At 43.6% G+C, this 21,194-nt stretch carries 17 protein-coding genes, 1 tRNA gene, 2 rRNA genes and 2 pseudogenes; 7 read left to right on the top strand and 15 right to left on the bottom strand.

The window, feature by feature from the left end; translation table 11 throughout:
• Positions 1 to 63 precede the first annotated feature (63 nt).
• Positions 64 to 1,401 carry an NCS2 family permease gene (locus TSIB_RS00615; protein WP_048160119.1) on the top strand — a complete coding sequence of 446 codons (1,338 nt, stop codon included), beginning with the start codon at positions 64 to 66 and terminating at the stop codon, positions 1,399 to 1,401.
• Positions 1,402 to 1,432: 31 nt separating this feature from the next.
• Here the strand turns inward: TSIB_RS00615 and TSIB_RS00610 are convergent, their stop codons facing one another.
• From TSIB_RS00610 to TSIB_RS00595, 4 genes and pseudogenes are all read right to left on the bottom strand, one after another.
• Positions 1,433 to 1,858: a metal-dependent transcriptional regulator gene (locus TSIB_RS00610; RefSeq protein WP_012766150.1), complete on the bottom strand. Its 426-nt coding sequence runs from the start codon at positions 1,856 to 1,858 to the stop codon at positions 1,433 to 1,435.
• 112 nt (positions 1,859 to 1,970) lie between these two features.
• A complete protein-coding gene (locus TSIB_RS00605) occupies positions 1,971 to 2,552 on the bottom strand; it encodes an indolepyruvate oxidoreductase subunit beta (protein ID WP_048160118.1) in 582 nt (193 codons plus the stop codon).
• A 93-nt stretch (positions 2,553 to 2,645) separates the two neighbouring features.
• Positions 2,646 to 4,226, bottom strand: coding sequence for a lysine--tRNA ligase (gene lysS, locus TSIB_RS00600; RefSeq protein WP_012766148.1), 1,581 nt, complete (start codon positions 4,224 to 4,226; stop codon positions 2,646 to 2,648).
• Positions 4,227 to 4,307: 81 nt separating this feature from the next.
• Positions 4,308 to 4,464 (bottom strand): annotated as a pseudogene (locus tag TSIB_RS00595) (IS6 family transposase); the annotation flags it as partial.
• Positions 4,465 to 4,522: 58 nt separating this feature from the next.
• Between TSIB_RS00595 and TSIB_RS00590 the strand changes: the two are divergent.
• Positions 4,523 to 5,132 (top strand): annotated as a pseudogene (locus TSIB_RS00590) (hypothetical protein).
• Here the strand turns inward: TSIB_RS00590 and TSIB_RS00585 are convergent.
• From TSIB_RS00585 to TSIB_RS10510, 8 genes are all read right to left on the bottom strand, one after another.
• Positions 5,133 to 5,699, bottom strand: coding sequence for a DUF366 family protein (locus tag TSIB_RS00585; protein WP_048160117.1), 567 nt, complete (start codon positions 5,697 to 5,699; stop codon positions 5,133 to 5,135).
• Positions 5,674 to 6,186, bottom strand: a complete 513-nt coding sequence (locus TSIB_RS00580) for a magnesium-dependent phosphatase-1 (protein ID WP_012766143.1) — start codon at positions 6,184 to 6,186, stop codon at positions 5,674 to 5,676. The genes TSIB_RS00585 and TSIB_RS00580 overlap by 26 nt, the downstream gene beginning before the upstream one ends.
• 135 nt (positions 6,187 to 6,321) lie before the next feature.
• A 23S ribosomal RNA gene (locus TSIB_RS00575) occupies positions 6,322 to 9,353 on the bottom strand.
• A gap of 121 nt (positions 9,354 to 9,474) precedes the next feature.
• A tRNA-Ala gene (locus tag TSIB_RS00570) sits at positions 9,475 to 9,551 on the bottom strand.
• 52 nt (positions 9,552 to 9,603) lie between these two features.
• Positions 9,604 to 11,089: ribosomal RNA gene (locus tag TSIB_RS00565) — 16S ribosomal RNA — on the bottom strand.
• Together the 16S and 23S rRNA genes with 1 tRNA gene alongside form the textbook arrangement of a ribosomal RNA operon.
• Before the next feature lie 367 nt (positions 11,090 to 11,456).
• The gene (locus tag TSIB_RS00555) at positions 11,457 to 12,311 is read right to left on the bottom strand and encodes a ribose-phosphate diphosphokinase (protein WP_148206141.1); all 855 of its coding nucleotides are present in this window, start codon (positions 12,309 to 12,311) and stop codon (positions 11,457 to 11,459) included.
• Positions 12,312 to 12,354: 43 nt separating this feature from the next.
• A complete protein-coding gene (locus TSIB_RS00550; RefSeq protein WP_048160115.1) occupies positions 12,355 to 13,053 on the bottom strand; it encodes a DUF1614 domain-containing protein in 699 nt (232 codons plus the stop codon).
• Positions 13,050 to 13,196, bottom strand: coding sequence for a hypothetical protein (locus TSIB_RS10510; protein WP_012766139.1), 147 nt, complete (start codon positions 13,194 to 13,196; stop codon positions 13,050 to 13,052). The genes TSIB_RS00550 and TSIB_RS10510 overlap by 4 nt, the downstream gene beginning before the upstream one ends.
• 101 nt (positions 13,197 to 13,297) lie before the next feature.
• Between TSIB_RS10510 and TSIB_RS00545 the strand changes: the two genes are divergently transcribed.
• Together TSIB_RS00545 and radB are read left to right on the top strand one after the other, a co-directional pair.
• Positions 13,298 to 13,936, top strand: a complete 639-nt coding sequence (locus tag TSIB_RS00545) for an MBL fold metallo-hydrolase (protein ID WP_048160114.1) — start codon at positions 13,298 to 13,300, stop codon at positions 13,934 to 13,936.
• An 11-nt stretch (positions 13,937 to 13,947) separates the two neighbouring features.
• Positions 13,948 to 14,634, top strand: coding sequence for a DNA repair and recombination protein RadB (radB, locus tag TSIB_RS00540; protein WP_012766137.1), 687 nt, complete (start codon positions 13,948 to 13,950; stop codon positions 14,632 to 14,634).
• On the opposite strand, the gene TSIB_RS00535 is transcribed toward radB, so the two are convergent.
• On the bottom strand, positions 14,609 to 16,024 hold the full coding sequence (locus TSIB_RS00535; RefSeq protein WP_048160113.1) for an Rne/Rng family ribonuclease: 1,416 nt from the start codon (positions 16,022 to 16,024) through the stop codon (positions 14,609 to 14,611). The two genes, radB and TSIB_RS00535, sit on opposite strands and share 26 nt — an antisense overlap.
• On the bottom strand, positions 15,990 to 16,748 hold the full coding sequence (locus tag TSIB_RS00530) for a hypothetical protein (protein ID WP_012766135.1): 759 nt from the start codon (positions 16,746 to 16,748) through the stop codon (positions 15,990 to 15,992). Before TSIB_RS00530 ends, TSIB_RS00535 begins: the two co-directional genes overlap by 35 nt.
• A 128-nt stretch (positions 16,749 to 16,876) precedes the next feature.
• On the opposite strand from TSIB_RS00530, the gene moaA reads away from it, so the two are divergent.
• From moaA to taw22, 3 genes are read left to right on the top strand one after another with little or no spacing between them, the layout of a single operon-like run.
• Complete coding sequence (gene moaA, locus TSIB_RS00525; RefSeq protein ID WP_048160112.1) at positions 16,877 to 17,800, top strand: GTP 3',8-cyclase MoaA; 924 nt, start codon at positions 16,877 to 16,879, stop codon at positions 17,798 to 17,800.
• A 44-nt stretch (positions 17,801 to 17,844) separates the two neighbouring features.
• Positions 17,845 to 18,717, top strand: a complete 873-nt coding sequence (locus TSIB_RS00520; protein WP_012766133.1) for a DUF835 domain-containing protein — start codon at positions 17,845 to 17,847, stop codon at positions 18,715 to 18,717.
• Positions 18,689 to 19,699: a tRNA (guanine(37)-N1)/4-demethylwyosine(37)-methyltransferase Taw22 gene (gene taw22, locus TSIB_RS00515; protein ID WP_048160111.1), complete on the top strand. Its 1,011-nt coding sequence runs from the start codon at positions 18,689 to 18,691 to the stop codon at positions 19,697 to 19,699. Before TSIB_RS00520 ends, taw22 begins: the two co-directional genes overlap by 29 nt.
• 25 nt (positions 19,700 to 19,724) lie before the next feature.
• On the opposite strand, the gene TSIB_RS00510 is transcribed toward taw22, so the two are convergent.
• Positions 19,725 to 21,188 (bottom strand): replication factor C large subunit, encoded by a 1,464-nt coding sequence (locus TSIB_RS00510; RefSeq protein ID WP_012766131.1) that lies wholly within the window; start codon positions 21,186 to 21,188, stop codon positions 19,725 to 19,727.
• Between the last annotated feature and the right edge of the window lie 6 nt (positions 21,189 to 21,194).

Genomic DNA, 21,194 nt, shown 5'->3' with positions numbered 1-21,194 from the left:
TGTTCAAAAATATTTAAATATTCGGGCTTTTTATCATTTTTGTATCAATTAGAGGTGAGCGAGATGTCATGGTTCGAGAGGTATTTTGAGTTTGAAAAGCACAGAACAGATATAAGAACTGAAGTGCTTGCTGGAGTTACAACCTTCATGACAATGGCATATATTCTCTTTGTGAATCCAGCCATATTAAGTGATGCAATGGGTAAAGATGCTTTCAGCTCCCTTGTAGCAGTTACTGCACTAGCCTCAGGAATTTCCACCATAATAATGGGATTATACGCCAAAAAACCTTTTGCACTTGCTCCAGGAATGGGTCTTAACGCCTATTTTGCCTATAATGTTGTTATTGGGATGGGTTATGACTGGAGAGTTGCCTTAGCAGCAGTATTTGTTGAGGGAATACTATTCATAATACTCTCCGTGACCAAAATAAGAAGCGCAATAATCCATGCGATCCCTCTAAGCCAAAAATATGCAGTTGGAGCTGGAATAGGCCTTTTCTTAACATTCATAGGTCTCAACGATGTCGGTTTCCTAACAGCAGTTGTAAATGAGGCAGGGGTACTTCAGTTAACAGGGCTTAATGCATCTGCACTCGTCACTAAACAAGGACTTTTGTTCCTATTCGGACTATTCCTAGCTGCGATCCTCATAAGTCTTAGAATAAAAGGTGCTTTATTGATATCAATCTTAGTCACGAGCATTTTGGGGTGGATAACTGGAGCTGCTCCATGGCCAAGCCAAATCTTTTCGACACCTAATATAAGCTACACATTCTTGAAACTCGATCTTAAGGGCCTTCTCAATGTAGGAGCCATTGGAGTAGTCTTTGCATTCTTCATGGTAGACTTCTTTGACACCCTTGGAACAGTCACTGGATTGAGCGCAAAGGCCGGATTTTTAACAAAAGAAGGCAAGGTTCCTGATGCAGAGAAAGTTCTTTTAACTGATGCAATAGGTACAAGTTTTGGAGCGTTGCTTGGTACTTCGACAGTTACCACCTATATAGAAAGCGCAGCTGGTATAGAAGAAGGCGGGAGAACTGGAATGACAGCTCTCGTTACAGGTCTCTTATTCCTAGCAGTAGGGTTGTTCATAGCCCCCTTGGCTCAAGCAATTCCGGCATTTGCAACAGCCCCTGCCCTAGTTATAGTGGGGTACTATATGCTTAGTGCAATAAGAGGTGTGGACTTTGACGATGCAAGTGAGGCAATACCTGCATTTCTAGTGCTCATGACAATTCCCTATACATATTCAATAGCAGATGGAATAGGGATGGGTTTCATAAGCTACACAATAATAAAGCTCCTCAGTGGAAGAGGAAAAGATATACACCCGCTTATGTATGTACTCGCTCTGATCTTCATTGGTTACTTTGCCTATCTCGGAGGTGTCTTTTGACTCTAAATTTTAAGAAAAGAAAACATCAATCCTAACTTTTTTCTTTTTGTTCTTTCAAAAATTGTTTAAGTACATATGGGCATTGATCCTGTATGTACTGAGCAAATTCCTTCATTTTTTCTGCCGTTATCTCGTGGACATAATGCTCAAACTGACATGCATCCTCTTCAGCTATATCCGGAGGGATTCCAAGTATTTCAGTGAAAAATTTCGCTATAAGAATATGCTTTTGATAAGTAGACTCCGCTACTTCAATACCTTTTTTTGTTAACAAGATTCTATCATATTTCTCATATTCAACAAATCCTTTTTCACTGAGCTTTTTTAGAGCATCAACAACACTAGGGGGCCTTATCCCCAGTCTTTTCGAAATATCTTTAACTCTAATTACTCCCTTATTCTTTTGAAGGAGGTAAATAACCTCCAAATACTCCTCTTCTCGTTTACTTATCTCCAACGACCTCACCTATGTTAGAGTAACCTAAATAATTTAAGTGTTTTTTGGTCATGAGAAAGGGGTACCTACCCGATCCTAAAGGGCGAGATTTTTGGAAGGAAGATAAAAAATGCTACCTAGCAAGTTGAATTCCTCTTTCCAAAGCTTGAATATTAATTTCCCATAACTTTGATTTCAACGTCTCTTTGATTCCCTCAACGAGACTCTCCTTTTTTAAGGGTATTAAACCTCTGCCATGAGCATAGCCTAACATAAGAACTCCAAGGGTTCTTGGATTGATCTTATCTGCTTCTTCCTGGAAATTCATAATTTCAACAGTACATATCTTTACCAGAGCTTTATGAATCTCTTCCATCGCAGGATATTCTTCTTTTCCTATTAGAGTTGTAGCCGTATGGATTGGATAGGCATTAACTATCGCATAACTTTTTCCGCTTAAAAAACGGGAATTCCTCAGAGCTTCTGCAGGCTCAAGAGCTAGCATTAGATCTGCCTCACCCTCTTCAATTAAAGGTGAATAAACCTCCTCCCCAAAACGCAGATAACTAAGTACACTACCATATCTCTGACTCATTCCAAGAGTTTCCCCTATTCTAACATTATACCCTTCCTTCATTGCAGCATTGCCAATGATTCTTGAAAGCGTGAGTCCACCCTGACCTCCAACACCAGTTATTATCAAATTAAATTCCATACCCATCACCAAGAAGATTAGGATCAAAGGGTTAAAAAATTGGCGCCTTGGAAAGATCTATATAGCTGAGGATGATTTGTAGAAAAGAAAAAATCAAGCTTCAAGTCTAAGTCTCTTAATAACGAATTCTTTATCGAGAGAGGCTAAAAACGGGGCTAACCTTGGTCCTCTATCTTTGCCAATGAATAAATTGTAAAGCACTTTAAAGTACTTCTTACTGGGAATATTGCGCTTTTTAGCAGCATTAAAGAGCGTTGTATTTAGATCGTCAATAGTAAATCTGGTTTTCTCTTCAAGCCAGTCTGCAACCTCCAATAAGGCCGTTCTTATCTCTTCATCTATCTCTATCTCAGGTAATTGATCTTGAATCTCAAATTTTACATCATCGGGTGCATATTTTTCAACCCAATTCTTGGCAAGCTTTATTCTCAGTTTTATTCTCTCCAAATCCTCTTCTCTTAAGTTAGTTGGAACATGGCCTTGCTCTTTTAGGACTTCTACTATCCTGTCCTCGTTCAAATGAGGCATTTGTACGAGTACCACAAGGAACCTAAATGGGGCTTGAGCTACCATTTTCTTGGGAATGGAAGGCATTGAAAGTTCATAGGTTCTTTTAAGTTCTTCTGCTTCTTCAAGGTTTCTAAGCTCTTCTAGTCCAAAATACAGCCTTTCAATTTTATCAAATTCATCATAAAGATTTAGAAGGCCTAACCCAAGATCAATTTTTATTTCTTTGTTCGGTCTGTGACGTGCATAAATAAATCTTATCACTCCGGGTTCAAGAACTTCATAAAGATCACTAAGGAGAATAACATTTCCCTTAGAACCACTCATCTTGCCCTTTTGTCCTTTTATACCAACAAATTCATACATAAGGGGGATTGGAGGCTCTTTACCATAAACTGCCTTTATTATCTCCATCCCAGTCTCATAACCTGAACCTGCCGCCAAGTGATCCTTTCCCGCAGGTTCAAAGTCCACATCAAAGTGGGCCCATCTCATGGGCCAGTCTACCCTCCATCTAAGCTTAACGTTTCCTTCTCTGATATCAGTAACATCCTCACTCTCACAATGGGCGCATTTATACTTTATTCTCCATTCTCCGTCCCATTCAACAAATTGGGCCTCTTTGCGACACTTGGGACAATATATTTGAATCGGTTGCCAGTCCTTGGGCAAGTGTGGTTGTTTTGCCATATCTCTAAATCTATTCAGAATCTCTACAATTTTCTCCCTCTTTTCAAGGGCAGTTCTTACATCATGAGCATACTCCCCACTTTTGTACAGTTCACTCGCCCTTAAAAAATCAACCTTGATACCAAGTTTTTTAACTTCTTCTTCAAAAAGTAGCCTAAAATGATCAGCATAACTGTCATGACATCCCCAAGGATCTGGCACTTCACTCACTGGCATTGTGAGATACTCCTGCCATTCCTTGGGAACATTCTTTGGAACCTTCCTGAATCTATCATAATCATCCCACATGTGAATGTGCCTAACTTTTTTCCCTCTATCCTCTAATGCGTGACCCACTATGTATGTAGTAAAAAGTTCTCTAAAATTCCCTATATGCACATAACCACTAGGAGTAATCCCACTCTCGACTACATAGAACTCCTTATCTCCTTTTTCTCTAATAATCTTCTCAGCCATATAATCAGCCCAATGAACCATTTTTCATCCCCCAACTAGACTTACAAAAATCATTTTTAAGTTTTGGCCCTCAAGTTCTCCTAAGAACATAAGATGCTGGTGGGACAATTGTGTCCCCATCTCCCGAAGCCATTCAGTAACATCACCTGGAGGCCCACCTAACAGAGCATGAACTCTAACAAAATTATACCCGAAGGCAAACAGAAAAAACAAACCTGTGAGCTTTCCATTAATTATTCCAGAAACGTTTTGCCCGCTGAACATAAATAAGCAAAGTTTAAATATCTCAGTTTTTCTATTAAACGGGGGGTCTAATTATGAATATAGCCATGGCAGTTTTTTTAGCAACTACACCGATCCTAGCCTCAATATACTTTACAAGATATTTAGGAGAGAACTATGTATGGATAAATAGAAAAATAATCCATTTCAGCATTGTACCTGCAGGCCTTCTATATTATCTTGGTCAAATTCCCAGAGAGGTATTCGCGCCAGCAGCGTTTCTATTTGGCCTAGGGCAACTAATTTTTCACATCAAAAATGACGGTCTCAAGTGGTATCAGATCAATGCAAACTATGGAGAAGTCTTTTTTGCATTCTCAGCGGCTTTTGTTGTATTTTTTCTCTCTAAAAACTATGCAACAGCTATTCTTTTGGTTATGGCAATAAGTGATGGAGTTACAGGTATAATCCGGTTCGTTTATTTCAGAAAAAATGGATATAACGTGAAATTAAAAAAAACATTGGACTGGTAGCTTGGGGTATTTCCTATCAGCATTATTAATAGTAGCCCTAATTTTCCCTGAAATCTCATGGCTTTCAAAAATAAGTTGGAGTATTATCCTAACCCTTGCAGAATATCAGAGATTTTTGGATGATAATCTTGCAGTGCCTCTAGTTGGCATACTCATTAAACCATTAATTTAATTATTCTACCCATCTCACTTTTAAACTGTCTTTTTTGGCCTTTAAAAATTCCTCCACAAGTAATTTCCCACTTAGCTCCATAAATTGGTCAATATCAAATATTCCAAGTTCCTTTAACCCAATGGCATTAACTCCCATTGGTACTCCCTTTGCTTCAACATTAACTCCTATGTGAATCTTAATGCTAACTGGTGAGACTGTAGCAATGGAAATACTCAACTTTTTGTCACCAACGTAAATGTCATCACCATATCTTGAGGTCTTTATATCATATTCTCCCAAAATCTCACCTAGCTTTGCAATAAAGAGTTTCTGGAGCACTGACGCAAGAAACACATTTGGTACCTCAAATATTTCTATTATGTAATGTATCATATCCTCGCTTTTGATTTCCTTTTGCTGACGAAGGTCTTCAATATCAATCATTTCCTCGATTTTTATGTCACAACGTCCTCTGAATATCACTATTGAGTTTCCTAATACCCCAAAGTTTCTATATGCCCAGTGACTCTTTATTGCAGATCCATCGTAATCAATTCTCTTATCTTTCACCACTAAGAGCTTCATCCTTTTTCACCTCTAATTCCTTCATAAGATACTCTCTAAGTTCTTCAAAATTTTTTACATCCACCCACATTTGAATAAATCTTATGTCAGGAATTCTCTTTTTAATTTTATCTAAATGGAGAGTTCTATCATCAATATAAATCACTTCCTCTATTTCATATCCAGAATTCTTTAATTCTTGAAGCGTTCTAACTATCATGTCCGCTTTATCTGGATGGTTCTCTATTTTGGGAAAGACAAAATAGTGCCAGATATTAAACTCTTCCAATATCGGTCTCACCAATTTTTCAAGATTCCAACTCGCAATGCTAAGAACAAACCTTTCTTTTGCCCAATCTAGGAATTCCACAACTCCATCGAAGAGTTTCAATTTATTTCCTAAGGCATCTATTAATTCAGTACCGTGTGTTCTAAAGGGAGGGACTAGCTGAGAAGCATCATAATGATCCCATAATGTCTTATCAAGATCAAATATTAATAGTCTCATTATATCACCAAAAATACCTACATTTTAGGATTTTTGTATTTATCGCAAGTTTAAACTAAAATTCTAGAAGAGTTTAGAAATTTATTAGACCGTGCATAGGTTGATTTGGCCTATCAAATGCCCAACCTCCTTTCGGGGGTAAGAACCTCGGGCTATTGGAAGCGGCAGACTAAACGGGTCGGTTTCCCTTCCCGCTTACATCCCCGCTCCATCAAACCCGTCTTCTGCGGGTGCCCTCGTCCCTGGCAACGGACCGGTCACCCGACCCCTTGCGCCAGGGAGTGGCTGCCTGTTTTCGGGGACCGCTTCGGCCTTAGATGCCGTCAGGCCTTATCGGATACGGCGTAGCTGCCCGGCTATGCCCTGTAGGACAACCGGTAGACCAGAGGCCGCGACACCCTGTTCCTCTCGTACTAAGGGCGCCTTCCCCTCAGGCAGCCAGCACCCCCGGTAGATAGCATCCGACCTGTCTCACGACGGTCTAAACCCAGCTCACGTTCCCCTTTAATGGGTGAACACCCCCACCCTTGGCCCCTGCTGCAGGACCAGGATGGGAAGAGCCGACAGCGAGGTAGCAAGCCTCGGGGTCGATATGGGCTCTCGCCCGAGACGACTCTGTTATCCCCAGGGTAGCTTTTCTGTCATCCCAGGCCCCCACCGGGGAGGCTCTGGGGTTCGCTAGGCCACGCTTTCGCGGCTGGACCCGCCTCTGTTACGGGTCCAGTCAGGCCGGCTTTTGCCCTTGCACTCTACGGCGGATTCCTGACCCGCCTGAGCCGACCTTAGGGCACCCTCGATACCTTTTCGAGGGTGTGCCGCCCCAGCCAAACTGCCCACCTATCGCTGTCCCTGCTTTCGCAGGTTAGCCATACGGCAAAGGGTGGGCGGTGTCTCATGGACGGCTCCACCCGCCCCGGAGGACGGGCTTCGACGCCTCCCGCCTACGCTGCGCACCCCCCGCCGTATGGCAACGACAGGCTGCAGTAAAGCTCCATGGGGTCTTCGCTTCCCACCGGGGGTCCCTGGCATATGCGCCAGGCAGTGGTTTCGCCGGGCCCCAGCCGGGGACAGTGGGGACCTCGTTACGCCATTCATGCAGGTCGGCATTTAACCGACAAGGAATTTCGCTACCTTAAGAGGGTTATAGTTACCCCCGCCGTTTACCGGCGCTTCACCCGGTTGAACCCGGGCTTCACGTACCGGCACTGGGCAGGCGTCGGCCCCAGTACAAACCCTTTCGGGCTAGCTGGGACCTGTGTTTTTACTAAACAGTCGGGCCCCCCTAGTCACTGCGACCTGCGGTTTACTCAACCGCAGGCACCCCTTCTCCCAAAGTTACGGGGCCAATTTGCCGAGTTCCCTCGGCTGGGTTTACCCCGACACGCCTTAGGCTTCTCACCCAGGGGCACCTGTGTCGGTTCTCGGTACGGTCACGGAGGATCGTTCTCCGAGGGCTTTTCACGGGCCCCAGGGATCGACAGAACCTCCCTTACGGGAGGCCATTCACGCTTTCACCCGGTTCTCGCCATTACGGCACTCCCCGGGCTTATACGCTTAGCCGATCTTTTGGACCGGTCTGTCTACCCCGAGGCGTCACCCTCGGAGCTTGCGTTGCCGCACCTACCTCCGTGGTACGGGAATATAAACCCGTTTCCCTTTCGTCAGCACCGAGTTACGGGCTGACTTAGGACCGACTAACCCACGGCTGACGAACATTGCCGTGGAACCCTAGCCCCTCCGGCGGCCGGGATTCTCACCCGGCTATGCTGCTACTCCCGGCAGGATCCGCAATTCCGACGGGTCCACCGGACCTTACGGCCCGACTTCTACCCCATCGGAACGCCCGCCTACCCGATCACGGACCAATCAGTCCGTGCGCTGGGGTCTCGGCGGCCGGCTTGAACCCCGTCCATTTTCGGGGCCCCTGACCTCGACGGGTGAGCTGTTACGCACTCTTTAAAGGGTGGCTGCTTCTAAGCCTACCTCCCCGCTGTCTAAGGCCAGGGACACCCTTTGGAGTAATACTTAGCCGGCACTTTGGGGCCTTAACCCCAGTCTGGGTTGTTCCCCTCTCGGTGGACGGCTTACACCGTCACCCTACTCTCCCTTTCTATGGCGGTAGTGGGTTCGGAGTTTGACAGGGTGCCGGAGGCTTTCGCCCCCTGCACACCCAATCAGTGCTCTACCCCACTACCTACCTCCAGGGAGGCTATCCTACGGGATAATTCGGCGGGAACCAGCTATCTCCGGTCTCGATTGGCCTTTCACCCCTAGCCCGAGGTCACGGGAACGAATTGCACATCAGCATCCCTAACGGGCCTCCATCCCTCTGTTGAGGGACTTCACCCCGCCCCGGGCTAGATCGACCGGCTTCGGGTCTCACGGCCGTGACTCCGGGCGCTTTCACACCCCGTCCCTCGGCAAAAGCGCCTGCGGACCTGTCGGTTTCCCTACGGCTCCGGGGATTTCTCCCCTTAACCTCGCCACAGCCGTGAACTCCCTGCCCCGTGTTTCAAGACGGACGGTGCAACCCCGGTCCTCTACCCCCGTACTCTCCTGTCGCCAGGATTTCCTTCGGGAAGAATCATTCCTTTCGGGCCGCACCCAACTATCGCCACCTGGTTTCAGGCTCTTTTCACCCCCCTCCCGGGGTGCTTTTCAGCTTTCCCTCACGGTACTAGTTCGCTATCGGTCTCGGAACGTATTTAGGGTTAGGAGCCGATGCCTCCTAGCTTCCCGCCGGATATCCGACCGACGGTACTCAGGAATCCTGCAGGAGCCTTTGGGCTTACGCCTACGGGGCTATCACCCTCTTCGGCGCCGCGTTCCAGCGGACTTCGGCTTCACCCAAGAGGCTCCAGGCGCAGGACCCTACTACACCACATCCCCTGAGTGTTTCCACTCAGAGTTCAGTTTGCCCTAGGCCGTTTTCGGTCGCCCCTACTCACGGCATCGCTTTTGCTTTCTTTTCCTGCGGGTACTAAGATGTTTCAATTCCCCGCGTTCCCTCTCCCTGGTGGGAGTGCGGCAAAGCCGCAGGAAGTCCCATTCGGGAATCCCCGGCTCGAAGGCTGCCTGCGCCTCGCCGGGGCTTATCGCAGCTTGCCACGCCCTTCGTCGGCGCTCCGAGCCGAGCCATCCACCAGGTGGCTTAAGTTTCTTACCCCCTACTTGGAGGCTGGACATTTTTTGGGCCAAATCAACCTATGCACGGTCCTCATTGTGACCCCTTCTTCGGGGCCTAGGACCCTTCCACCCCGAGTCTTACTCGGGATGTGCACTTGTTCGTGGTGGACCGGCCGGGATTTGAACCCGGGGCCTCCGGCTTGCAAAGCCGGCGCTCTCCCAGGCTGAGCTACCGGCCCACATCAGGCAGGTCCAACACCCCTTAAGCCCCCCGAATGGGTTTCCGGCGATAGGAGGTGATCGAGCCGTAGGTTCCCCTACGGCTACCTTGTTACGACTTCTCCCCCCTCACGGAGCCTGGACTCGACTCTGCCCAGAGGACGGAGCCTCATCCAGACCCCGCTCGGGTGGAGTGACGGGCGGTGTGTGCAAGGAGCAGGGACGTATTCGCCGCGCGATGATGACACGCGGGTACTAGGGATTCCAGCTTCACGCGGGCGAGTTGCAGCCCGCGATCCGAACTGGGGGCGGGTTTAGGGGATTCCCTTCCCCTTTCGGGGTCGGATCCCATTGTCCCACCCATTGTAGCGCGCGTGTAGCCCGGGGGTTTCGGGGCATACTGACCTACCGTCGCCCGCTCCTTCCTCCGGCTTATCGCCGGCAGTCCCCCCAGAGTGCCCCCTTCCCAACGGGAAGGGCTGGCAACTGGGGGCACGGGTCTCGCTCGTTACCACACTTAAGTGGACGCCTCACGGTACGAGCTGACGGCGGCCATGCACCTCCTCTCGGCGTGTCCGGCAAGACCTTCAGCCTGGCCTTCATCCTGCCGTCGCCCCCGGTGAGGTTCCCGGCGTTGAATCCAATTAAACCGCACGCTCCACCCCTTGTAGTGCTCCCCCGCCAATTCCTTTAAGTTTCAGCCTTGCGGCCGTACTCCCCAGGCGGCGGGCTTAACGGCTTCCCTACGGCACCGGGCGAGCTCGAGGCTCACCCGACACCTAGCCCGCATCCTTTACAGCCAGGACTACCCGGGTATCTAATCCGGTTTGCTCCCCTGGCCTTCGTCCCTCACCGTCGGACCCGTTCCAGCGGGGCGCCTTCGCCACTGGCGGTCCCCCTGGGATTATAGGATTTCACCCCTACCCCAGGGGTACCCCCCGCCTCTCCCGGTCCCAAGACCCGCAGTATCCCCAGCAAGCCCCACGGTTGAGCCGTGGGATTTCGCCAGGGACTTACGGGCCCGGCTACGGACGCTTTAGGCCCAATAATAGCGGCCACCACTCGGGCCGCCGGTATTACCGCGGCGGCTGCCACCGGCCTTGCCCAGCCCTTATTCCCGGAGCTTTTTACACTCCGGAAAAGCCGTGGCGTTGCCACGGCACTCGGGGTCCCCCCGTCGCGGTTTCCCGCATTGCGGAGGTTTCGCGCCTGCTGCGCCCCGTAGGGCCTGGACCCGTGTCTCAGTGTCCATCTCCGGGCTCCTGCTCTCACAGCCCGTACCGATCTTCGGCTTGGTGGGCCATTACCCCACCAACTACCTAATCGGCCGCCGGCCCATCCTCGGGCGGACATAAGTCCCTTTCGGCCTGAGGACCTTCCAGTACCTCAGGCCTATGGGGAATTAGCCCCAGTTTCCCGGGGTTATCCCCCTCCCGAGGGTAGGTTACCGACGTGTTACTGAGCCGTCCGCCGGTGGTGCCCCAAAGGGACACCCCCGTGACTCGCATGGCTTAGTCGGACCCCGATAGCAGTGGCCTCCGGCAGGATCAACCGGAATTGCTATTAGGAGTACGGCCGGTGGGACTTCCCTCAAGGGGAAGTACCATAAAACCCATTCGGGGTTTGGTCGGGATGTTGGACCTGCCTTACCCCCAAGGGGTCCCCTTTCGGGTTTCCTTGGGAGTGCACTTTGCTGTACCCAAGGCTGGAGGGCGGGGTTCATTGTTGGGTGCTTTGCACCAACTCCCCTCGACGCCGCCGTTTTATGCCTGGGTTGTGGGCACCCTTATTCGGGCGCTCCACCCTATAGGTTGATATCCCCACAATGAAAAATTTTTGCAAAGTCTTGAAATGCGAGACTTTTACCAAAAAAGACACAAAAATGGAAATCAAATCTCCAAAAATTAACAAGTATAAATTAAAAACTAGAGACTCAAAATGTCCTCTACAAGGCTTATTTTTGAAACTGGAGTAGGTATACTATTTGTAACTGCAAGTTCATCCACTGCTTTGCTAACTCTTTCAATAGCTCCCTCAGCAAAGACTCCATGAGTAGCCACTACAAATACCTTACTTGCACCCATTCCTTTGAGTATGTTAGCTGCCTTTATCATTGTTCCCCCAGTGCTTATGATATCATCAACTATCAGCACATTTTTTTCTTCTACGTCAACCTCCACTGGTCTCATCTGAATCTCAGTCGGTGAGATACGTTTCTTTTCAAAGTAGCTAAATTCCAAGCCAAGAATATTGGCCACAGTTTTTGCTCTTTCCAAGGCCCCCCTGTCTGGAGCAAGGACTAACCCTTCTCCAAGCTTATCTTTGAAATAATTAGCTATAGCCTTGGCAGGACTGACATTTAAGGCTTTGCCAGGGAAGTATTCCAGGGTTTTTGGATTATGGAGGTCAAACACATAAAGCTCATCGTAATAAAGAGATATAGCTTTCATGATAGCCCTAACACTTATAGGCTCACCTTCTTTGGTAACTCTGTCCTGTCTAGAATATGCTAAATAAGGCACAACTGCTTTGAGATGCTTAAAGCCTTTCTCTCTAAGTGCATCACCTAAAAGTAAAAGCTCGACAAGATGTTCATTTTGAGGCCGGAACATGGATTGAACCACTAAAACCTCTTTTCCATCCCCTAGTACCCTAACGTATTTTTCCCCATCCGGGAAGGTCTTTACCTCACTCTCAATCAACAATTTATCAAATTTTTCTACTTTATTTTTGATTTCTTCAGCCATGTGAGATGCTCCACTTCCAAGTACTATCCTCACTTTCACCACCAATAAGAGTTCCCGCCTACTTTAATAACATTTCTCATACAAGAAGAACTGCTATAATTCCAGCGAGGAAAATGCCATCAAAAGTTCCCGCTCCACCAATGCTCACCATCGGAGCTCCAAGTTCTTTGAGCTTGTTCCAATTTAAAAGATCTGCACCTATTAAAACTCCCATAGTACCACTCGCATATGCAATAAGGGGTCTGTTATCTCCTCCAAGTAAAAGGGCAAGGATTGCTGCTACTAAAGGAGGAATAAACGTCGGAATAGCTATTCCCAACCCCCTTACAGGTCTAGAAAATGCTTTGCTCACTATAGTAGATATTAAAATAGCCGTAGCCATTCTAGTAAAGAGGAATGTTTCATCCAAAACCAAAAGCCTCACAACTTCATACAGAACCACACTCAACGGTACAAGAGCACCACCAACGTTTATGCTCACTACAGTTTTTTGCTCTCCCCAGTCCACATATGGAACAGGATATGTTATCCCAAAGAAGGAAACTTTTGTCATTCTTACAACAGGGCCATAACTCTTTATTTCTTTGATTGGTATGTTTATGAAACTCCCTATTAGAGCGGCCCAGAATAAAGTGAATGCCACCGGCAAAGGAAGTCCCAACTTTTGGAAGGCAATGGTTATCGTGCTGGCAAACAGGATGAACAACAGGGGCAATAAAAGGATGAATAGAATTAAAAATGGCAATGTTAAAGGCAAGAAGAAGTACCTTTTCATTTTTTGGGCCCCCCAATAATTTCAATTTCACAAGTCCCACTTATATCAGGAAATCTACAATTAATCTTAGTCATTTCCCCTCCGGTCTTCTCTTCTTCAACTATCAAGAATACATATGACTCTCTAGTTTTTACCTCTTTCATATGACTTCAAATCGAAATAACTATAATCCCTTTATAAAATCAACGTCACGTGGGAAAGATTTAAGTGGAGTTTTAATCTATTATCTGTGGAGGCTACGCCTATGAAGATCATTTGGTATGGACATGCGTGTTTTTGGATTGAAATAAATGATGTGAAAATCCTCATAGATCCTTATGAATATGTTAACGACGACGCGATAGATGGTATTGATTACATCTTAGTGACCCATGAACACACTGACCACTATGGAAAAACTCCTCTTCTAGCTAGACTTAGAGATGCCACAGTGATAGGGCCAAAAACAGTTTATTTAATGGCAATAAACGATGGTGTGACTAAGGTCAAGGAGATAGAAGGAGGAGAAGAAATAGAGTTAGAAAATAACGTGAAAGTTAGAGCAATTTTCGTAGAGCATCCTTCCAGCCAGTACCCCCTTGGATACATTATCTCCGATGGAAAAAGAAGAATTTTCCATCCTGGGGACACCTATTACAGCCCGATTTTTAAAAACTTGCGTGGAAAGATCGATATTTTCTTTGTTCCAATAAGTGGGAGGTCAACTGCAAACATAAGAGAAGCTGCAAATATCATAGAAACCATGCGCCCAAAAATAACAATACCTATGCATTATGGAACATACAGTGAAGCCGACCCGAATGAACTTATTAATGAACTCCGAGAAAAACGAGTTTGGAGTCTAATAAAAATTTTGGAAATTGGAAAACCTTTCGAAGTTTAATGGTGTAAACAATGTTAACCACGGGCAGCAAGAACTTAGATGCTCTATTAGGTGGAGGGATAGACAAAGGGATCCTAACACAAGTATACGGCCCATTTGCTACTGGAAAGACGACTCTTGCTATGCAAATAGGTCTTTTAAATGAAGGAAAAGTCGCTTACATAGATACAGAAGGAGGATTTTCCCCAGAGAGACTGGCCAAGATGGTTGAGTCAAGAGGCATGGATTCCAATTCCACTCTCCAAAAGTTTCTAATATTCGAAGCCTTTGACTTTAAAGAACAGAAAAAAACAATCTCAAATCTTAAAAAAATCGTCAATGAAAAGTTTTCTATGATCGTTGTTGATTCAATAACAAATCATTATCGTGTCGAGGAAAAGAAAAGCTCAATGACAACGGATCTCGGAAAACAGCTTCAGGTACTTTTGTGGCTTGCAAGAAAATATAATCTTGCCGTCATTGTCACAAATCAAGTATATTTTGACTCAAAACAGAACGCTCTAAAACCACTGGCCGAACACATCATGGGGTATAAATGCAAAGACATCCTGCGCTTAGAAAAATTACGGCCAGGTTTAAGGATAGCAGTATTAGAAAGACACCGCTTTAAGCCTGAAGGAGGAATTGTACACTTTGAGATAACGGATAAAGGAATAGAGGATATAGAAAAAATCAAATCTTCTCAAACAACTCTTTAGTGAGCCTTAATATGGCCTTATAAAGCTTCTCACTTATAAGTTCATCTTCATAGTGCACTTTTAGTTCTTCTTTGTCAATTATCTCCTTATTTCCATCGGGCCACTTTACAATATCCACCTCTAAATCAATATATCTGGCCTTGTCTGGATAAACCTCCACTGGCGTGCAAATATTGTAGTACTCTCCCTTAAGATTCCCCTCTTTATCATAATAGCTGTGCTTAAACCACCATTTACCCTCTTCTATCTCGGTTATTGCATAATCACCGTTTTCAATGGGAATTTCAAGGCCATCATAGAACTTGCCTGGCTTTAAATGTCTTTTGACTTTAAGTTTAATGGGGTTTAATGAGACTTCTAAAATCTCCGCTGGCCCTATTCTAATCACTTGGCCATCGGGTTTAACATGCTCAAACCTAAATATCCATCCCGTTTTTGGGCCTTTATGATTGATTAGGGCCTCTAAAAATCCATCACTAACTTTTTTACGTTGGGATGGCATTTTACTTAAAATACCTTCTGCTATTTCAACTGCAAATCCAAGTTCTGGGTCATACGCTTTGAATTTATGATGACCTTCTATTGTTGGAACCATACTGTTTCTAATATCATCAAGCTTTGATTTGGTTGCTCCTCCAAACTCCACTTCATATACATCCCTTCCTTCCACAATCTGTGCTGGAGCAGAGTATTTATCTATATCCTTAATTTTCTGAGCAATTTTCGAGAGTTTAATGAGTTCATCCTTTAATAAATTCCAATCTTTATATGCTGCAGCTGTCCTCCATAGAACTCCCCAGTCCCCCAGATCCACACTTAAGCCAAGTATCCTGAGTCTTTCTCTCTCATTTTGATCTCTAATTTTCCTTGAGATCTTTACATGTTTCTGTGTACCAATTGGTTTTGGAATAAGCACTGCATAGTCTCCAGGAATCGTGACTAAGACACTCAAATGGGGGAGCAAGTTATTCTTTTTGACCTGAACGAGCACTTCATCCCCTTCAACCGCATCCGGAAATTCTTCAATTAGCAATGTTCCAATAGCACTCCCTATGTCCACATACACATATCTGTCGTCCCTTTTAACAACCATGCCTTTATATACTCCATAAAGCTGGTACGGAATTTTTCTAAAGAAAACATCCAAAAATTTTTCTTCAAAAACTCTTTTTACCTCCTCAACCCTTGTACCAACTAAAACTATACCGTGGGAGTCTCTTTTGTCTTGGATATCTACATCGAATTCATCATATACCTTTTCAATGTTGAACCTTTCTACAATCCTTTGGCTTGGCTGGCTTATCTTAAATCCTTCCTCAAGTAGAACCTTTGTTAATGCTGTACTGTATATCCCTCTAATCCTCACCGAAACCTCTGAGTTTGTAGACATATTCACCACCTCTTTCCCGCTTTTCCACAACACCAATGAGCATCAAACCCTCAAGGATTCTTGTAGCATGCTCTCTCTCTACACCACTATTCTTCTCAATATTCCTAACTTCAACCCACAGCAAACCTTTCGAATGCCAGTCTCTCAAAGCTTCTTCTACTTTATGAACCCATGAAGGATGATAATAAAGATAATACACGAAGGATACCAAGTTAGTCACAGTTTTTTCCAATATTTCTATTTTTTGCATTTTGTTTAAGATATTTGTTGGTGGTAGTTTCCTCTCTTCACTTATAAATATAAGCCCTTCAAGCTCTCCATTCAATTTTTGGATTGATTGAGTTACAGAATAATCATAAATCCTATAAAACTGTAAAAGTCTCTGAAGCGAAGCATTTACCCTTGACCTTTCACTAAAGCTAATTTTGGGATTTTCAACAAGTGGGAAAAGCTCCTCTACACGAAACTTCATTTGGTGTTCGTTTTTTTGAAGTTCTCTTGCAAAGACCTCGAAACGTCCCCCCACTAATGAAGCCATACTAACTATTTCGGATGCGGTGTCAAATTTTTTCTCAATTACACTATATAGAGAAGAGAGCACATCTCTAAGTTCCTCAAAGCTCCAATTTGATGAAAGTGAATATAATTCCAGAAAGAATTTCTGAAATTCCTTATGAAGAGTTTCCGCCTTTTTAACAACTTCACGAATTTTTTCCATATCCATTATAATCCCCCCTGTAAGTATATACATTCCTATTGTTCTTTTACTTTTCGCACCATGTTAAGTTAACATAAGTGTTTACCCAAAAGCTTTTTTTAAATCAAAAAACTTTAATTATCAGAGGGAAAACTATGACATTGGTAGATCGCTTTGGAAGACCAGTCACCAATTTAAGAATTTCACTCACCAATGAATGCAACCTAAACTGTTTTTACTGCCATAGAGAAGGACAAACACTCGATTTTCAAGAAATGAGTCCAGAAGAGATAGAAATAATCGTCAAAATAGCTTCAAAGTTAGGGATAAGAAAGGTGAAGTTAACAGGTGGAGAACCTACTATAAGGAATGATGTGGTGGAAATAGTAAGGAGAATCAAACCATATGTAGTTGACCTCTCCATGACCACTAATGGGACAACCATAAAAAGTCTAGGAAGGGCTTTAAAAGATGCAGGACTTGACAGGGTCAATATTAGCTTAGATACGTTAGACAAAGAAAAGTACAAACAGATAACCGGTTTTGACTCCCTATCACAAGTACTGGATGGAATAAATACTGCAGTCGAACTTTTCTATCCCGTTAAGCTCAACATGGTGGTTATGAAAGGCCTCAATGATAATGAAATCTGGGATATGATAGACTACACAGCTAAAAAAGGAGCAATTCTTCAGCTTATTGAAATTGAAGTCCCCAGAGAGATGGAAAATTCCTGGTTTTTCAAGAAGTACTTTTACTCCCTAAAACCACTGGAAGAAGAGTTTGAAAAGATAGCTATAAAAATAAAAGAACGTAAGATGCATAGAAGGAAAAAATACTTCATACCAACAAGATATGGTACAGCAGAAGTTGAGGTTGTAAGGTCAATGCATAATACTATTTTTTGTGCCAACTGTACAAGGATAAGACTAACATCAACCGGGCATTTAAAAACATGCCTTCTAAAGAGAGATGATTTAATAGATGTAATAACCCCAATAAGAAACGGTGCTAGCGAGGGAGAGATTATTGAGATTTTTAAAAAGGCGATCCTTATGCGAGAGCCATACTGGAAGTGAAAGATATTTAAATAAGTTGGAGGTACTCCCCTTATGGTGATAATGTGTACTTGAATATCCCTGGAGTTCTAGCGGGATCATTTCTTACAATAATGGGGGGAGTTCTTACTATAAAAGCATTAAATTATTATAAAGGACTACAAGAACCTGGAAAAAGTCTAGCTAGAACTTTTTTAGTTTCTACACTCTTGTTTACTATAGGCTCAACTGCCGTTATACTCGATTCCCTAACTAAAATTCAGTTATGGGTTATAGAAGCCATATGTTACACCCTATCATACCTACATATGGTGTTATCTGTTACTTATTATCTACGCATTCAAAAATCAGAATCTCAAAAGACAAAAATAGGGAACTTATCAAAAAAGGAAAGAAAAGCAACTTTACCTATAAGTGGGGCATATGTGTTTAAAAAGCCCCCAACCCCTAAAGGGTTAACATTCCTGGTGAGACACTCAAACGGATTGCTTGCCATAAGTAGAATGCAAAAAGAATTATGGGTGAAAAAATACCAAATAGAACCAGATAAATTTGTTTGGCTAAGTAGAATAGAAACGAATGATAGCACTGACCCTTCAAAGCTCCATGTGCTACAAGACACTACCCTCAGATTTTTAAAAGAAAAAGGGGGAAAATCAGTTGTGTACTTTGAGGGAATTGAATACCTCATACTGTACAATGATTTCAATTCCGTTGCAAAATTTCTCTTTTCAATCAAAGACTACATAATCTCCACTAACTCACTTTTAATCCTATATCTATCATCTAACATCCTCGAAAAATCTCAAGAATCAATCCTCCTAAAGGAGTTTGAACAAAAATCCGAAGAAGACCTCACTAGAGAAATTTATGAAAAACTTCTTGTTTCAGCCATAGAGGGAGAAAAAGATGCCAGCGGTGAAAGTAAAAAAGAATGAAGCCGAAAAAATAAAGAAACTCCTAAAGAAAGAGGAGATTTATGACGGAAAGCGACGGCCACAAAGAGTAAAAAATTACATACTATTCCCCATAACAGATCCAAAAAAAGCACAAAATTTGGGATTTGAAGTGGTCGACGTTGAACTCCCCATGCGTCCGGAGAGACAGATATACAAAAATCTCGAGAGTTTCTTAAAGGAAAAGTTTACAAATGAGGAATTATCCTACTTAAGGCGCTATGATATAATCGGAGACATCGCAGTAATCCAAATTCCTCCGGAAATTGAACACAGAGAAAAAGAGATAGTGGAGGGCCTCCGGAGGGTATATCCATTTCTTAAGGTTGTAGCAAAAAAAGGATTCCACACTGGAGCATTTAGGATCCGAAGATACTCAATAATTTGGGGAGAAAAGAGACTGACCACGATACATAAAGAAAACGGAATAAAAATAAAGGTCGACCTCAGCAGAGTTTTCTTTAACCCAAGAATGAAGGGAGAACGTTACAGACTTGCCCAAACGGTTAAAGATGGCGAGAAAATATTTCTGATGTTTGCTGGTGTTCTCCCATATGCTCTTGTAATTGCAAGATATAAAAATGTAGATATAACTACAGTAGAGCTTAATGAAGAGGCAGTAAAACTCGGTCTTGAGAATCTCAAGCTGAACAAAGACAAACTTAAAGGAAGAATACATCTAATCAAGGGAAATGTATTTGAAGTTGGCCCTAAACTGGAGACTTTTGATAGGGTAATAAGCCCCACTCCAAAAGGGGTTAATGCTCTAAGACTAGCCTTAGAAAAAGCGGAGGAATGGGTTCATTATTATGATTTTGTTCATGAGAACGAGATAAGAAAATTCAAGGAGAAAATTTACCGGGAATGCAGAGAACTTGGAAAAAAATGTGAAATAAAAGTAAGAAAGGTTTCTGATTATAAACCACATGTGTTTAAAGTATGCGCTGATATTAAACTCTACTAAAAGATCAAAAACAAAAGGAGTAAGCTCACTTCTTTAAGAAATCAAACAAAGTGACCTGTTTGCCTTTCTTGTCTTTTTTCTCTTCTGTAATTTGATCTTTAGACCCTAAATCCTCTTCTTTACTCTCTTCAGGCTCTTCTATTTCCACTTCTTCTTTTACTTCCTCTTTTTCTCTGGTATCCTCCTCTACTCTTTCTATTTTTTCCATTACCTCTTCAACTCTAATTTCAAGCTCAGTTTTCACTTCTTTAAGTTTTTTATGGATTGAGAGCATTTTTCCCTTTATTTTACCTACTTTCTCTTTATCTTCAGTCAAAAATTCGATTTCTTTATCCCCTAATTCTAAGAAAACTGCTATATGGGAAGCTACATCTAAATTACTGCTAAATATTGACTTAAATATTCGCATGGTTTCAATAGCCTCGAGTTTGCTCATGTGCATTCCTTTCATTATTTTTTTCACTATTGAATCTCTAATAGAACGTTCCTCTTTTGTATCCCTCAATATACTAAGGGTTTTTGGAGGATAAAATCTTATGAATCCTTTCTTTTTAATGCCGGCCACTGCAACTCCAGCGGTCATCATATCCATGGCATATTTCCAAAGTCCATAATTTCCTGTTCTTTTGGCCCGCCCTAAATAGATATCAGCTCTACTAATAGTATCATAAGCCTTCGCAATGTCCTCAGGTTTGTAATAAACATAGGGGATATTCTCATCTAACCAAAGGAGAATTTCATCCGGAGTATTATCCAGATTCACAATGGCCATTTTGGCCCTCTTGGTGTTGTCGGTTGCAAATATGGCACCTAATGCTTCAAAGATAGATTTTTCAACATCCCTATAAGCTAAAATAAGTTCTGCATCCTCTACTCCACCACTTACAACAGTTTGGAGGTCATTTATAGCCGCTCTTAAATCACCTCTTGCTCTCTGGGCAATCATTTGAAGAACTTCCTTAGGAACAAAAATGCCTTCAGCTTTAGTTATTCTAAATAGTGCCTTTAAAATATCTCTCTGGCTTAACCTCTTATACTGCACGATTTCCGCTTTATTCCTTATTTCTATCGGGACTTCCCAGTATCTGTTGGCGGACATCATTATTGGATTCTGCGCTTTACCTATAAGCTTGGCTATTTCTTTGGCCCCACTTGGTTCTATGTTATCAACCTCATCCAAGAAGATGAGCTTCCTTCTCCTCCCAAAAACGTCCATTGTATATGCAGCGTTAAGATAGCGCTCTATTTTCCCGAAAGTCCTGTCATCACTTGCATTGAGTTCAATTACCTCAAATTTATATTCATTTGCCAATGCATACACTGTAGTGGTTTTCCCACTACCTGGAGGCCCCGCCAAGAGAAGAGCCTTCTTTTTAGGAATTCCATGGAGCCATTCTTCAATCCATGGTTTAATCTTTTCTAAGGCCTTATCCTGGTTAACAATATCCACAAGTCTCTTTGGCCTATACTTCTCAGTCCAAGGGAGCATTTGAAC

The sequence above is a fragment of the Thermococcus sibiricus MM 739 genome (genome assembly GCF_000022545.1).
Lineage (GTDB): Archaea > Methanobacteriota_B > Thermococci > Thermococcales > Thermococcaceae > Thermococcus_A > Thermococcus_A sibiricus.
Note: the sequence above shows the minus strand (reverse complement) of the source record. Positions and strands in the feature narration are given on the sequence as shown.

Excerpts from the sequence above, each read along its gene's own strand:
- TSIB_RS00615 (WP_048160119.1), top strand. The coding sequence starts at position 64 with ATGTCATGGTTCGAGAGGTATTTTGAGTTTGAAAAGCACAGAACAGAT.
- TSIB_RS00605 (WP_048160118.1), bottom strand. The coding sequence starts at position 2,552 with ATGGAATTTAATTTGATAATAACTGGTGTTGGAGGTCAGGGTGGACTC.
- lysS (WP_012766148.1), bottom strand. The coding sequence starts at position 4,226 with ATGGTTCATTGGGCTGATTATATGGCTGAGAAGATTATTAGAGAAAAA.
- TSIB_RS00585 (WP_048160117.1), bottom strand. The coding sequence starts at position 5,699 with ATGAAGCTCTTAGTGGTGAAAGATAAGAGAATTGATTACGATGGATCT.
- TSIB_RS00580 (WP_012766143.1), bottom strand. The coding sequence starts at position 6,186 with ATGAGACTATTAATATTTGATCTTGATAAGACATTATGGGATCATTAT.
- TSIB_RS00550 (WP_048160115.1), bottom strand. The coding sequence starts at position 13,053 with ATGAAAAGGTACTTCTTCTTGCCTTTAACATTGCCATTTTTAATTCTA.
- TSIB_RS10510 (WP_012766139.1), bottom strand. The coding sequence starts at position 13,196 with ATGAAAGAGGTAAAAACTAGAGAGTCATATGTATTCTTGATAGTTGAA.
- TSIB_RS00545 (WP_048160114.1), top strand. The coding sequence starts at position 13,298 with ATGAAGATCATTTGGTATGGACATGCGTGTTTTTGGATTGAAATAAAT.
- radB (WP_012766137.1), top strand. The coding sequence starts at position 13,948 with ATGTTAACCACGGGCAGCAAGAACTTAGATGCTCTATTAGGTGGAGGG.
- TSIB_RS00535 (WP_048160113.1), bottom strand. The coding sequence starts at position 16,024 with ATGTCTACAAACTCAGAGGTTTCGGTGAGGATTAGAGGGATATACAGT.
- TSIB_RS00530 (WP_012766135.1), bottom strand. The coding sequence starts at position 16,748 with ATGGATATGGAAAAAATTCGTGAAGTTGTTAAAAAGGCGGAAACTCTT.
- moaA (WP_048160112.1), top strand. The coding sequence starts at position 16,877 with ATGACATTGGTAGATCGCTTTGGAAGACCAGTCACCAATTTAAGAATT.
- taw22 (WP_048160111.1), top strand. The coding sequence starts at position 18,689 with ATGCCAGCGGTGAAAGTAAAAAAGAATGAAGCCGAAAAAATAAAGAAA.
- TSIB_RS00510 (WP_012766131.1), bottom strand. The coding sequence starts at position 21,188 with ATGCTCCCTTGGACTGAGAAGTATAGGCCAAAGAGACTTGTGGATATT.